This is a genomic window from Sphaerisporangium sp. TRM90804 (assembly GCF_029846175.1).
GTDB lineage: Bacteria > Actinomycetota > Actinomycetes > Streptosporangiales > Streptosporangiaceae > Sphaerisporangium.
In genome coordinates this window covers 1-13,511 of the sequence record NZ_JARWAC010000046.1, presented here as the reverse complement: position 1 = coordinate 13,511, position 13,511 = coordinate 1, and the positions used below count along the sequence as shown (strand labels likewise).

Genomic DNA, 13,511 nt, shown 5'->3' with positions numbered 1-13,511 from the left:
TATGTGGCGTCCTGGAGCGGGTGGTTCGCCACCGCCTACGGCTACGGCCGCAACTGGGCCCAAGCCACCTCAAGCGGGCCCGTGTACTTCGTCTTCGACTCGCTGCGCTCCTGGTGGAACTACCAGTGGATGGTGCTGAGCTTCCACACCGGCCTCGACCAGTCGCACCCCTACCAGTCGGAGCCCTGGCAGTGGCCGCTGCTACTGCGCCCCGTCGCGTTCTTCTACGAGAGTCCCGGCGGCTGCGGCGCCGCCAAGTGCTCCCAGGCCGTGCTCGGCGTCGGCACCCCGATCGTCTGGTTCGGCGCGGTGGCGGCCCTGGTGGCGTTGATCGCCTGGTACGTGGCCACCCGCGACTGGCGGGCCGGGGCCGTGCTGCTCGCCTACGCCGTCGGCTGGGTGCCGTGGTTCTACTACGCCCTCGCCGACAACCGCACCATGTTCCTCTTCTACACCGCCCCCATGCTCCCCTTCATGATCCTCGCCCTCACCCTGGCGGCCGGGCTGCTGATCGGGCCGCCGGGTACCCGGCCGGTGCGCCGCATCGTCGGGGCCTCGATAACGGGCGCCTTCGTGCTCGTGACACTGATTAACTTCTGGTGGCTCTACCCCGTCATCGCCGCCGACATCATCCCCTACGACGACTGGCATCGGCGTATGCTTCTCGACCGCTGGATATGACCGCGATCTCATGAAACTCTGACTATCAGCTCTAACAGGTAGGTGACGTGGAAATCGTCCGTGGTGGTGGTCGTCGTCAGGGCCCGGCCCTATACGGCAGACTGCGGGGCATGCCCGCACCCGACGTCGCCGCGCTCCTGACCGAGCTCGAACGCGTCAGTCCGGAGGCCGTCGACGACGCACGGGTCGCCGTCGAGTGGCTCACCGGCGCCGAGCCGCTGGAGTCGATCACCCAGCTCGACGTCTGCGAGTTCCTCTGGTTCACGCTGCCGCTCAAGCTGAACGGCGACCACGCCGCCATCGCCTCGGCGCTGGGACGGCTGCTGCGCCTGGGCGACATGCACCGCTACGCCGCGATCTGCGACTCCCCGTCCACGGCGAAGATCCTGCGCACCTACGCCCAGGAGGGCGAGGACGCCGGCACCGCCGCCTACCAGCGGGCCCTGGGCGCCACCGGCGTGCTGCCGCCCGACGTGCCGGAGCTCGGCTGGAGCTCGATCATGGGGCCCGAGGAGCTGGGCGCCCACGTCGCCTGCGCCGCCGCGCTGGAGCTCGCCGTCGTCTCCGGCGACCTGCGGCCCGCCACGAGCGCCTGGAAGGCCCGCGCCGAGGCCCTGACCCGCCGGTGGCTCACGACCCCGCGCGCCGAGCTGGGCGGCGACAACTGGCTGAACCGCGTGCACGGCGAGCGTCTCAACCGCTGGGTGCTCGGCCGCGGCGCGGCCCGCCGCGAGCTGGCCCAGCCCTTCGAGGTGCGCCTGCACGCGCCGATCGACCCTCCCGGCGGCGCCCACTTCGCCGCGCTGCGCTGGCTGCTGGAGGCGGCGGGCCGGCCCGGGGGCGTGCCGCTCACCCAGCGGTACACCATCGCCCGCCCGCTGGTCACCGAGGCGGCCGAGCGGTTCGGCTGGACGATGGCGGGCACCTGGAGCGAGAGCGGGGTCGCCGCCCTGCGCACGCTGCGCAGGATCACCGAGCGCGAGATGCGCGCCGTGCGGCGCACGGGCAGGCGGCTGGTGGTGACCCCGGCCGGTCAGCGGCTGCTCGACGAGCCCGCGGCCATGTGGCAGGCCGCCAGCACGGCCCTGCTGACTCCCGCGACCGGCGAGTCCGAGCGTGAGATGTCGGTGCGCGAGGTCGGGCTGATGCTGCTGACCGACGGCGGCACGCTGCCGTGCGCGGCCCTGGCCGAGCGGATCACCGAGGTCGTCACCGGCGAGGGCTGGCGCACGGCCACCCCGGCGGACGTCGCCGCGCCGCTCACCGAGCTGCACCACCGCCTGGAGGCGCTGCACCTGTTCTCCCCCACCGGCGCCGCCCCGGCGAGCGCCCCGGCCGGCGAGCAGACGGTCGCCGGCGGCGGCCTCACGGAGGTCGGCCGTGCCGCGGCCCTCACCGCCCTGCGCGGCCAGGCGCTGCGCCCACGCAAGTACGTGACCTCCCCCTGACGGCGAGGACCGGCCGCGCGACCGCGGCCGGTCCCTACCGTGCGCAGGCGGGGCGCCCCGGCGGGCCCTCAGATGCGCGTGGGCGTCCGGCTGCCGTAACGGCGGCTCATGGCCTCGTCCGGCATCATCTCCTCGTAGCCCTGGCCGCCCATGCTCATGCCCGACTCGTGGCGCATCTCCTCTATGCGGAGCCCGACGCCCAACGCGAAGAACGTCGGCGCCCACTCCCCCACGAACAGGCCCCAGCGATCGGCGCGAGCGATGTCGCCCTCGTACTCCTTGGACAGGACCCAGGAGACGACCGTGAAGCCGATGGAGGCCATTCCCGCCGTGTACATCATGTGCGAGCGCAGGCCCATCTTGTGGAGTGTCTTGATCATTTGCCCCCCTTGGTAGCGGCGTACCGACGCTTGTTTTCTACCCTTCACCGTGGCCGGTAATGATAATCAGCGATAAGCGGGACAAAAGCGCTCACGCCGCATTAGGCCGCTTATTCCAGAACAAGAGGAAAGCAGGAAAAGGCGTTGGGATGACGCGTGCTAGGTGGGAACCGTGAGTATGGCGAGGATCTGCAGATGGGCGAAGACGCCGTCCAGCACTTGGTTCCGCGCGGACACGGACGTGACGGGGAAATCGGCGGGCACCAGGGCCAGGTAGAGGTGCCACACCAGCCCCGAGGACCCGGGGTACCCCGGCGCCAGCGACAGCGCCGACCAGCAACGCGTCTCGACGTCGACGCGCAGCTCGCGCTGGTAGTAGAAGCGGCCGTCCCCGGGACGCCGCTCGGGCGTGGAGTCGCGCGAGCGCGGATCGGCCTGCGCGACGACCACGACGCGCATGCCCTCCCCGATGACGCCCTGGTAGGTGCCGGCGAGGTCGATGCGCGGCCTGCCGCCCGTGCCGTCGACCGTGTACGACACCTCGGGGAAGGTGACCGCCTGATCGTGCTGGCGCACCGCCGTGCGAGACGCCAGCAGCTCGCACGGCCCGGCGGCGGCGCCCGGCGAGGGGGAGACGGCGCGTGTCGACCCGGAGAACCCGACCGCGGAGGCGATCAGCACCGCCGCCGCGCCGATCAGCGCCGGCACCATGACACGCGCCCACCCGGGACCGGCGCCCTCCCCGCTGCCGACCATGGCTCGAAAAACCCCCGCCCATGCCGATGAACGTTCGCTAACGACGGCGCCCGCCCGGACGCCGGTTCACCACTGTGGCATGGGCCGGAGATTTCGTTGGCCGTTATCCGGGAAACGCGTTGCCCAACAAATAGGCAATCAGATGATTCGCCCGGGAAAGACATATGGCAGCGCGGCCGAAGAGCGGGCCGCCATCGCTTCGGTGTCGTACCGGTTCTGCACGTAGGTCAGCGCGGACATGAACTCCGCCGAGGTCAGGCCGCCCCGGCGCGCGGCGCCTCCCCCGCCCGCCAGCGGCAGCGAGCCCGTGTCGGCCCAGCGCAGCCTGCCGTCGGCGGTGATGTAGCTCCTGGCCCGTCCCGCGTTGTCGGGGTGCACGCAGTACGGGATGTCGAGCAGGCCGCGTTTGAACGCCTGCACCAGCGCGTTGCCCACGTCGGCGTCGCAGTTCAGCACCGCCTCCACCATGGCGTACGCCTCCTGGTACACCTCCCCGCCCGCCGCCGCGGCCGGCTCGGGCGCGGCGCCCGCCGGGACGCCCGCGGCGTGCTCCAGCGCGGCGACGTTCTCCGCGATGGTGGGGATGCGCTGCGACTCGGCGACCGTCTTGACGATGAGCCGCTCGGCCCCGGTGCTCAGCGCGAGCGTCGCCGCACCGGTCAGCAGGCCCAGCGCGCCCCCGGCGGTCCTCGGGTACATGCCCATGTAGGTGTAGACCACGACGTGCCAGTCGACGTCCGGCAGCAACCGCGCGCACAGCCCGCGCAGGGCGTGCACCGCCTCACGGTCCTGGGCCGGGTTGGTCTGCTGCGCGTAGCTGACCGAGATGCTCCGCACGCCCTGCTGGCGGAAGAACAGCCCCTCCAGGGCGCTGATCGCCACGAGCTGGCTCGGCGGGCAGAGCTGCCCCATCATGCAGCCGCCGAACGTCTCCAGGTGCGGCTCCACGGCCGACTCCAGCAGCAGCCGGCAGGAGGCGCGCCAGTTGGCCACCGACTCGTCCAGCGGGGCGCGCCCGTAGGGCAGGCAGTACGAGACCGGCCCGCCCTCGGTGTCGCCCAGCCCGGCCGCCGCCATGGCGGCGAAGATGTCCAGCGGGCGCGGCGAACCGTGCCGCACCTGTACCGGGAAGGCGTCCGACCGCACGCCGCCGAGCATCCGGCGGGTGGTGTCCGGGGGGTGGGCGACGATCGGGTACCCGTTCAGCGCGACCCCGTCACGCAGCGCCCGCGCGGCCGAGCCGTGGTCGCCGACGCGGGTGTAGCTGTCGAGCGTGAGGGTGCCGACCGTCGTGGCGCGCGCGTCGCGCGTGGCCACCAGACCGGCACGCATCACCCGCGGGTCGGAGAATCCCATGCGCGGCTGCACGACGAGCACGCCGCGTTCGCGGTTGCGCCGCACGAACTCACCGAAGCTCACGTGCGGCTCCCCGGGGGATCGACGCGACGAAGTTCAGGAAGGAGACCATCCCGCCGGCGCGTTCCTCGAACACGGCGTCGAAGCCCGCGTCGAGCAGGTCGGCGACGTGCCGCTCGCTCTCGCCGCCCTGGATGCCGAGCTTTCCGCCGATCACCACCGGGACGGCCGCCAGCCCCGGCTCGGAGCGCAGCCGGCCGACCAGGCGCAGGCCCTCCTGGTAGCCGTGGCCGTTGACGCTGCTCACCACGACCATCTGCGGCGCGTGCCGCCCGCACTCGGCGACCAGCAGGTCGTCGGGGACGCAGGGGCCGAGGTTGACCACGTGGTAGCCCAGCTCCTGGATGAGCAACTGCAGGTACACCAGGTTCCAGGTGTGCGCGTCGGAGGAGACGGTGGTGACGATCACCGTCCCCCGCCGCCCGGCGGGCGGCATGCGGGGCGGGGCGGCCGTCTCGGCGCCCGGGTGGCCGCTCACCCGACCGGCTCGTACCGGCGGTCGAGCTGGATGCGGGACACCGACACCACCTCGCCGCCGCGCACGACCACCTCGGCCGGGGCGGGTCTGCCCAGGAAACCCAGCAGGCTGGCGGTGACGCCGTACGCGCCGACGTTGGGCACGGTCACGACGTCGCCCTCCGACAGCTCCGGCAGCGCCACGTCGCGCCCCAGCGAGTCGCCCGGGGTGCACAGCGGGCCGACCAGGCTGCCCACCTCGGTCCGCTCCCCCTCGGCCACCTCGACCTTCGCCGGCAGGAGCCGGCCCAGGCCGGACAGGCCGCCGAGCGCGTTGATCCCCGCGTCGAGGATGACGAACCTGCGGCCGCGGCTGCGCTTGACGTTGACCACCCGGGAGAGCATGAAGCCGCCGCCGGCCACCAGGTAGCGGCCCGACTCGCAGGCCAGCCGGGGGGCGCCGGCCCGCCAGCGCGGCAGGTGGAGGTCGAGGATCCGCTCCAGCTCCGGCCGCAGCTTGTCATACACCACGCGGCGGCCGGCCGCCGAGTACGGCGCGGCGAACCCGCCGCCGATGTCGAGGAAGGAGAGCGGCAGCCCCACCTCGCGCTCCAGCCGCGCGGCCAGCTCGATGACGTGCTCGTACTCGCCGATCAGGCTGGCCTCGTCGGCGGCGTTGCTCATCGTGAAGAAGTGGGCGCCCACCACGCGGGTGCCGGGCACGGAGGTGAGCCGCGGCATCGTCTCCGCGAGCGTCTCCCTGTCGATGCCGAACTGCGACGGCCGGCCCATCATGCGGATGCCGGTCGACGCGCCTGGCGTGGCGTCGTTGACACGCAGCACGCACTGGGCGGTGACGCCGTGCCTGCTCGCCACGGCGCCGACGTGCCGCAGGTCGGACGGCGACTCCACCGAGAACACGCGGACGCCGCGGCCGATGGCCTCCTCCAGCTCCGCGTCGGTCTTGCCCGGCCCGGTGTACAGGCATTCGCCGGCCCGGAAGCCGGCCGTCAGCGCGGCCGACAGCTCGCCGGTGGAGCTGATCTCGGCGCGGCAGGCCCGGCCGGGGCCCTCCCGCAGCGCGCGGGCCACGTCGGGGTGGGGGTTGGCCTTCAGCGCGTAGTACAGCTCGAAGCCCTCCGGCAGGGCCGAGAACAGGGCGTCGCGGGCGGCGACGACGTGGTCGAGGTCGTAGACGTAGAGCGGCGTGCCGAACCGCTCGGCCAGGTGGTGGTAGGTGCTCACTGGGTGGCCCCCTCTAGCAGTCGGCGCAGTTCCCTGGTGGCGTTCTTGCCGTGCGCGGTGAGCGGGAAGGCGGGCACGACGTGGCAGACGGCGGGGACCTTGGCCGCTTCCAGGCGGCTTCCCAGCTCCCGCAGGACGACGTGCGGGGCCAGGTCGGTCTCCACGCACAGCGCCAGGTCGTTGTCCTCGCCGGGTGGGATCACCCCGGCCGCGCGGACCCCGGGGATGTCCATCGCCGCGGCCTCGATCTCCAGCGTGCTCATCCTGATGCCCTTGCGCTTGAACATGTCGTCCCGGCGCCCCTCGAAGTACAGGTAGCCGTCCTCGTCCAGGTGTCCGTAGTCGCCGGTGTGCAGGCGCGGCCCCTCCCCTGCCGGGCCGCGGCGGAACGTCCTGGCGGTCAGCTCGGGCTCGCGCCAGTAACCGGGCATGACGTGCGGCCCGGCCGCCACGATCTCGCCGACCTCCCCGGCGGGCAGGCGGTTGCCGTCCGCGTCGACGATCAGCACCTCGGTGCCGGGAAGCGGCCTGCCGACCGCGTGCGGCCGCTCGCCGTCCTGCTCCGGAGGCATGATCGAGATGCGCTTGCACTCGGTCTGGCCGAACTGGCGGACCACCCGGGCGCCGGGGAAGACCTCGCGCAGCCGGGCGATCGTGGCGGACGGCAGGGCGGCCCCGGTGTTGGTGAACATGCGCACCGGCGCCATGGGCTCCGGGTCGCGGCCGGCCAGCGACACGATCATGCTCGCGAGCGACGGGACGACGGGCACGATCGTCGCGCCCACCTCGCGCATCCGCCTGAGCAGCGTCAGGTCCGACTCGGTGCCCGCGAGCACGATCTCCGAGCGCCCGAGGCACGACAGCAGCACCTTGTAGAGCCCGTAGTCCCACGAGAGCGGGAACCGGCAGAACACGACGTCGTCGGCGCGGTAGCCGAGCACGGCCTGGATCGCCCGCGAGGCGAAGACGACCTGGGCGTGCGGCTCGATCACGCCCTTGGGGGCGGCGGTGCTGCCCGAGGTGTAGACCAGGACGGCCACGTCGTCGGGACGGACCTCGACGGGCTCGGCCCGCGCGCCGCGCCCGGCCGCCGCCTCGACCTCGGCCCACACGGCGCCGAAGGCGTGCACGGGCACGCCGGTCATCGCGCAGATCATGGCGACGTCCGCGTCGGCCGCGACGACCAGGCCGGGCTCGGCGTTGTCGATCACCGAGCGCAGGTGGAAGGGCTTCATCGCCGGGTTGACCGGCACGAACACGGCGCCGCGGCGGGTCACTCCGAAGAACATCGCGACGAGTTCGCGGACCGTCGGCAACTGGACGACCACCCGGTCGCCGGGGCCGACGCCCTGGTCCTCCAGCCACGCGGTCACCGCGTGGCTGTACCGGGCCACGGTGGCGTAGGTCCACGCCCCCGAAGGATCGCGGACCGCGGAGGCGTCCGGGGTGTCCGCGACCGCCTCGTCGAGCAGAGAATGGACGAGCATGGCCTGCTGGGCAACGTCAACGCTTTCCAATGTCGCACTCCATGACGACGGGCCAGGTGAGTGCGCGGGCGGATCCCGCGCCCCCTGGCGTCGAATCGAATCCCTCGTTCCGGGCCTTTCGCGACGGAAGGTAGGCCGGGGCGGCCCGCGCCCGTACCCCTAGCTCCCCCAGAAGCCGCCGACCGGCCGCGCGCGGCGCGCCGGCGGCCCGAACGCGCCCGCATCCGGCAGGTAGGGGGCCCTAGGGGTGCGCGAGACGGCCGCCGCGCCGATCCTGTCCGGAGTCCGATGAAATCGACGCACGTGGATCAGGTTCGGAGCCGATGGACACGCAACCAGGACAGGGCACGGCGATGGTCTTCCCCGGCATGGGACCGGGCACCTTCACCGACGTGGCGAGGTTCATGTCGGTCAACCCCTTCGCCAGGAAGCTGCTCGCCACCGCCGACGACGTGCTGGGCTACCGCCTGGTCGACCGGTACCGGGAGAGCGACGGCCACTACGCCAAGGACGCGCAGATCGCCTTCATGGTGAACTGCCTGGCGCTCGCCCGGTGGGCGCACGACCGCCTGGAGGTGGCGCCGGACTACGTGGTCGGCCCCAGCTTCGGCTGGCGGGCCGTGACGGCGTACACGCGGGCGCTCGACCTGCCCGACGCCATCTCGATGGCGGCCCGGCTGGCCGACTGCATGGAGGAGTACTTCCGCGACGAGCACCCCGGCCTGGTGACGCACTCGATCGCCCGCGTGCCCCAGGACCGCCTGGCCGAGCTCCTGCGGGAGTTCGACGAGCGGGGCGAGTGGCACGACGTCTCGTGCCGCGTCGACCACGACTTCACCATGATCACCTTCGGCGAGCGGCAGCTCGACTGGGTGCTCCGGCGGGTGCGGGCGCTCGGCGGGCTGTCGCTTTACACGATGAAGCCGCCCATGCACTCGCGGGCCTTCACCTCGCTGCGGCACAGGATCACCCGGGAGGTCTTCGCCGGCCTGACGTGGTCCGACCCCGCGGTCCCGGTGGTCGCCGACCAGGACGGGCGGGTGCTCACCACCGGCGAGCAGGTGCGCGACCTCCTCCTGGACGGCTGCGACCACGCGGTGTGCTGGCCCGACGTCGTCTCGGCCCTCTCCGCCGCCGGGGTGGGCACGCTCTACGTCGCGGGGCAGGACGGCCTGTTCACCCGCGTCGCGTGCACCACCCGGGCGTTCGAGGTGGTGCCGATCACCCCGCGGTCGGTGATGCGCCCCGTGCGCGGGCGCCCGCCCCGGCGCCTCCTGGCCGCCCGTAGCTGACAGACCGCTCCCGGAAGAAAGGCCGGTCCACAGCCGGCACACCCCTGCCCCGGCTGTGGACCGGCCTTCGCCGCGTCCGGACCGGCGCCCTCCCGGCGCGCCCCCGCGCGGCCCGGCGTCCCGCCACTTCGGTGCGCCCGCCCGACCCGGCGCCCCACCGCCCCGGTGGGCTCGCGCCCGTCCCGGCGCCCCACCGCCCGAAAGGCCCACGCCCGACCCGGCCTCCCACCGCCCCGGTGGGCTCGCGCCCAGCCCGGCGTCCCCCCGCCCGGAAGGCCCACGCCCGGCACGACGCGGACGGACGGCGAACCGGCGAACGGCGGGGCCGGTGGGTACCGGCCCCGCCGTCGCGAACGCCGACCGGCGGTCACCGCCCGCCGACGGTGAAGGCGTAGAAGGTGCCCTCGGTGGTGCTGCCCGTCGTGCCGCCGCCGTACTTGAACCGCTCGTAGCCGTTGCCCCAGTACACCGTCCCGTTCACGACGGCCGGCCCCGCCATGCACGAGTACGGCGCGTCGAACTGCCACAGCGTGCGGCCGTTCGCCGCGTCGAGCGCGTACATCTGGTTGCCGGTCGAGCAGGCGAACACGACGCCGTTGGCGACGGTGAGCGGCGCCCAGGCGAAGCCGGCCGACGGGTCGGGCACCTGCCACAGGACGCGCCCGGTCCGCGGGTCGAGCGCGGCGTAGGAGCCGGAGGTGATCGTCGTGCCGCCGGCGATCTGGTACGGCGTCTTGTTGAAGTTGGCCTCGGCCAGGTAGACGCGCTGCCCGTCGTAGGCGGTGCCCCACATGATGCCGCCGACGTGCCCGCCGGGGCCCGCGGCGGCGCTCCAGACGACCGCGCCGGTGGTCGCGTCCATCAGCCAGTACTCGCCGCTCTTCTGGCCCGCGCCGATCACCTTGCGGAGCCGGCCGTCCGTGCCGCGGATGGTGAACAGGTGCGCGCCGTCGCCGAAGTCGTAGTCCCACCCGGGGTTCTGCGGGCAGTTGTTCGGCGGCAGGCCCGGGACGCACGCGGTGTTCCAGGCGTCGAACCGCATCGCGCCGGTGTTCCACTTGATCCGCCCGCTGGCGGTGTCCAGGGCGAGCACGGTGTCGATGTAGTTGTCGGGGGCGTAACACTGATGCGGCTTGCCGCCGGCGTTCTGGCAGTCGTGCACGCTCTGCGGCACGGTGTAGTTCTGGCCGGTGGTGAAGTAGACCGTGTTCGTCGCCACGTCGACGGCGGGGGTGCCCCAGACCGCGCCGCCGCTGTAGCCGCCGGGCTGCCCGCCGTTCGCCGGCACGGTGTACTGCCGCCACAGGACACGCCCGGTGCGGGCGTCGATGGCGTTCATGCTGCCGCGGAACACGCAGCACGGGTAGGTCGGGTCGGCGCCCAGCTCGTTCTCGCGCGAGGACACCCCGATGTAGATCACCCCGTTGTGGACCACCGGGGACGCCGTGATGACGGCCTTGAACTGCGTGTCGAGCTGGATGCGCCAGACCAGGGCGCCGGTGGTGGCGTCGACCGCCATCAGGTTGGCCTGCTCCCAGTCGCCGATGTACACCCGGTTGCCGACGACCGCGGGGCTGGAGCGGGACACCGAGGTGGCGTTGCCGGTGTAGTCGGAGACCTTGCGGCTCCAGATGCCGCGGCCGGTCTCGGCGTCGACCTTGTTGAGGTAGCCGCCCCAGTCGGGGAAGTACAGGGCGCCCGCGACCACGGCCGGCGTGGCCGACACGTCGCCGTGCGTCTTGTAGGTCCACTTCGCGCGCAGGCGGTGGACGTTGTCGCGCCCGATCCTCGACTCGGAGGGATTGGCGCGGGTGTTGGTGACGTCCCGCCCGATGAGCGGCCAGTCGACGGCGGGCGTGTCCATCGCGGTGGCCTGCGGCGCGGTGATCAGCGTGGCGCCGAGCAGGGTCACGGCGAGGAGCGCGAATCGGCGCGCCGCTCCCGGTCTCCGTGGTGACAGTCGACTGCCCATGGTCGTCCCTTCATGTGCTTCGCCGGTGCCCGCGGTCGCGGTGTTCCGCGCTGTGAGCGCTCCGCGCCGCAGGCTGTTCGCGGCGGAAGGTAACCAGCGCCGCCCGGTTGCAGGCAGCCCCTATCGGCCCCTAGTGGCGTCCGCTATCACCATCGGCCCGGCCGTGGCGGCGGTCGCGGCGACCGGGTGACCGGTGCCCTGACCCGCCCGCACCGGCGCGGGGACGGCGGCGTCGCCGTGCAGCCGCGCCGCCTCGGCCGCCAGCCGGAGCCGGTCGATCTTCTTGTTGGTGTTGAGCGGGAACTCCTCCAGCCGGTGGTAGTGGCGCGGCACCATCTGCGCCGGCAGCAGCCTGGTCAGCGCGCGGTGGAACTCCTGCGGCGACACCGGGTCGCCCAGGTAGAACGAGACCAGTTCGGTGCTGCCCGCGGCGGGCACGCCGACCACCACGGCGTCCAGCACCGGGGTGCCGTCGCGCAGCGCGTGCTCCACCTCGGCCAGCTCCACGCGGTAGCCCTGCACCTGCACCTGGGAGTCGACCCGGCCGAGGTAGATCAGCTCGCCGGTGTCCACGCGGCGGACCCGGTCGCCCGTGCGGTACCACCGCCTGCCGTCGCGCTGGAGGTACTTCCCGCGCCCGTCCTCGGGGTCCAGGTAACCGGCCGAGAGCTGCGGCCCGGACAGCCACAGCTCGCCCTCCACCGGCGAGGGCTCGCCGTGCTCGTCGAGCAGCAGCTCGGCGTGCCCGTCGTGCAGCCTGCCCAGCGGCACCACGCCGTTGACGCCGAGACGCGTCGACTCCTCCGGGCACCAGCGGTGCCGGTGGGTGGTGATCGTCATCTCGGTCGGGCCGTACACGTTGATCACCGCGGAGCCCGGAGCCGCCCGCTGCCAGTCGTCGGTGTCCCCGTACTGCAGCGCCTCGCCGCCGAAGAACGTCCAGCGCAACGAGGGCATGGCGCCGGGCGCGAGCCCGCCCACGCGCCGCAGGAGCGCGATGACGCTGGGGGCCGAGAACCACACCGTGACGCCGTGCTCGGCCATGAAGCCGGGCATGTCGCGGTAGGCCTGGGGCGGCACCGACACCAGGGGGGCACCCACGCCCCAGGCGCACCACAGGTCGGAGACCGCGGAGTCCCAGTTGAGGTTGGCCGCCTGGGAGAACACGTCGTGCTCGGTGAAGTCGTACCAGTCGTCCATGAGCGCGAAGTAGTGCGCCATGTTGCCGTGCGTCAGCCGCACCCCCTTGGGGCGACCGGTCGAGCCCGAGGTGAACAGCACGTAGGCGACGTCGCCGGGCTCGGCGCCCCGGGGCCGGTCGAGCCGGGTGCCGGGGCCGGCCGTCAGGAACGTGCAGCCCGGGGCGTGCGGCGCGGGGCCCGCGTACGGCGCGAGCACGGGCATCCCCCGCAGGTCCAGCTCGGGCAGCAGCGCGGCGCCCAGCTCGTCCACGATCAGCGCGGAGACCTCGGCGGAGTCGAGCATCGCGCGGACGCGGGCGGCCGGGAAGTCGGCCAGCAGCGGCACCACCGGCACCCCCGCGTACAGCGCGCTCAGGATGCCGATGTAGGCGGTCATCGTGCGCCCGGCCAGCACGCTGACGGCGGACGGCGGCCCGCCGGGGGCGCCGAGCAGCGCGCCGGCCCAGTCGAGCGCCATCTCGTGCGCCTCGGTGTAGGTGAGGGTGTCGTTCCCGGCCCGCACCGCCACACCGTGCGGGGCGCGGGCCAGGCCGCGCAGGAAGCGCGCGTGCAGCGCGGTGTCGGTCGTCTGGTGCATGTTCTCCTCCTCGCTGGACCGCACACGGCAGGGCGCGCATATTACGAGAAGAGGCGACCGAGCCGGAGAATGCGGCGGAAATCGGAAACGCGACTGCAGTCTAACCACGGCCGGATTGCTGTCAATAACGGATGGGTTGACATCTGGCGGATCCCGGCGTCATTATTCGGATATGTCTGAGAATCTGATCCACTTGACCGACGACGCCGTTTCCGACCACCCCTGGGACGCCGGTTTCGAATCGATCCTGCGACGATTCCTGCCCTTCCTGGGCGCCGGCGAGGCCCTGGCGGCCGACGCCCCGCTGCGTGATCTGGGGCTCGACTCCATCGGCACCGTCGAGCTGCTCGCCGCACTGGAGGACGCCTACGACCTGCGGTTCCAGGACGACGCGCTGGAGATGGGGAACTTCTCCACCCCCGGCGTGCTCTGGAAGACCCTCAGCTCGATCACCGACGACACCGTGTGAGACCCCCGGCCGGGGGGGGGGGGGGGGCGCCGCCGGCCGGGGGGGGGGGGCGCGGGGGGGGGGGGGGGGGGGGGGGTGTTTTGTGGGGGGGGGGGGGGGGGGGGGGGGTGGTGTTGGTGGTCACCTTTCC

General features: G+C 73.0%; 11 protein-coding genes and 1 pseudogene. 4 read left to right on the top strand and 8 right to left on the bottom strand.

What is annotated here, in order from left to right; genetic code table 11:
* Window positions 1-681: pseudogene (locus tag PYR91_RS36045) on the top strand (phospholipid carrier-dependent glycosyltransferase); the annotation flags it as partial.
* A 110-nt stretch (window positions 682-791) separates the two neighbouring features.
* A complete protein-coding gene (locus tag PYR91_RS36040; RefSeq protein WP_279787462.1) occupies window positions 792-2,129 on the top strand; it encodes a hypothetical protein in 1,338 nt (445 codons plus the stop codon).
* Between the two features lie 68 nt (window positions 2,130-2,197).
* On the opposite strand, the gene PYR91_RS36035 is transcribed toward PYR91_RS36040, so the two are convergent.
* The 6 genes from PYR91_RS36035 to PYR91_RS36010 all read right to left on the bottom strand — a co-directional run bounded on the left by PYR91_RS36035 (window position 2,198) and on the right by PYR91_RS36010 (window position 7,899).
* On the bottom strand, window positions 2,198-2,509 hold the full coding sequence (locus PYR91_RS36035; RefSeq protein WP_279787460.1) for a hypothetical protein: 312 nt from the start codon (window positions 2,507-2,509) through the stop codon (window positions 2,198-2,200).
* A gap of 159 nt (window positions 2,510-2,668) precedes the next feature.
* A complete protein-coding gene (locus tag PYR91_RS36030) occupies window positions 2,669-3,265 on the bottom strand; it encodes a hypothetical protein (protein WP_279787459.1) in 597 nt (198 codons plus the stop codon).
* Window positions 3,266-3,403: 138 nt separating this feature from the next.
* Complete coding sequence (locus tag PYR91_RS36025) at window positions 3,404-4,684, bottom strand: methylaspartate mutase (protein WP_279787457.1); 1,281 nt, start codon at window positions 4,682-4,684, stop codon at window positions 3,404-3,406.
* Window positions 4,671-5,159 (bottom strand): cobalamin-dependent protein, encoded by a 489-nt coding sequence (locus PYR91_RS36020; protein ID WP_279787455.1) that lies wholly within the window; start codon window positions 5,157-5,159, stop codon window positions 4,671-4,673. Before PYR91_RS36020 ends, PYR91_RS36025 begins: the two co-directional genes overlap by 14 nt.
* Entirely contained in the window at window positions 5,156-6,382 is a 1,227-nt protein-coding gene (locus PYR91_RS36015; RefSeq protein WP_279787453.1) for a type III PLP-dependent enzyme, read from the bottom strand. The genes PYR91_RS36020 and PYR91_RS36015 overlap by 4 nt, the downstream gene beginning before the upstream one ends.
* Window positions 6,379-7,899, bottom strand: coding sequence for an AMP-binding protein (locus PYR91_RS36010; RefSeq protein WP_279787451.1), 1,521 nt, complete (start codon window positions 7,897-7,899; stop codon window positions 6,379-6,381). The genes PYR91_RS36015 and PYR91_RS36010 overlap by 4 nt, the downstream gene beginning before the upstream one ends.
* A 293-nt stretch (window positions 7,900-8,192) precedes the next feature.
* Between PYR91_RS36010 and PYR91_RS36005 the strand changes: the two genes are divergently transcribed.
* The gene (locus tag PYR91_RS36005; protein WP_279787450.1) at window positions 8,193-9,161 is read left to right on the top strand and encodes a hypothetical protein; all 969 of its coding nucleotides are present in this window, start codon (window positions 8,193-8,195) and stop codon (window positions 9,159-9,161) included.
* A 367-nt stretch (window positions 9,162-9,528) separates the two neighbouring features.
* Here the strand turns inward: PYR91_RS36005 and PYR91_RS36000 are convergent, their stop codons facing one another.
* Both PYR91_RS36000 and PYR91_RS35995 read right to left on the bottom strand, forming a co-directional pair.
* Window positions 9,529-11,073 carry a PQQ-binding-like beta-propeller repeat protein gene (locus PYR91_RS36000; RefSeq protein WP_279787449.1) on the bottom strand — a complete coding sequence of 515 codons (1,545 nt, stop codon included), beginning with the start codon at window positions 11,071-11,073 and terminating at the stop codon, window positions 9,529-9,531.
* A 180-nt stretch (window positions 11,074-11,253) separates the two neighbouring features.
* Window positions 11,254-12,912: an AMP-binding protein gene (locus PYR91_RS35995; RefSeq protein ID WP_279787447.1), complete on the bottom strand. Its 1,659-nt coding sequence runs from the start codon at window positions 12,910-12,912 to the stop codon at window positions 11,254-11,256.
* Between the two features lie 172 nt (window positions 12,913-13,084).
* On the opposite strand from PYR91_RS35995, the gene PYR91_RS35990 reads away from it, so the two are divergent.
* On the top strand, window positions 13,085-13,381 hold the full coding sequence (locus PYR91_RS35990) for a phosphopantetheine-binding protein (RefSeq protein ID WP_279787445.1): 297 nt from the start codon (window positions 13,085-13,087) through the stop codon (window positions 13,379-13,381).
* Window positions 13,382-13,511: the final 130 nt, after the last annotated feature.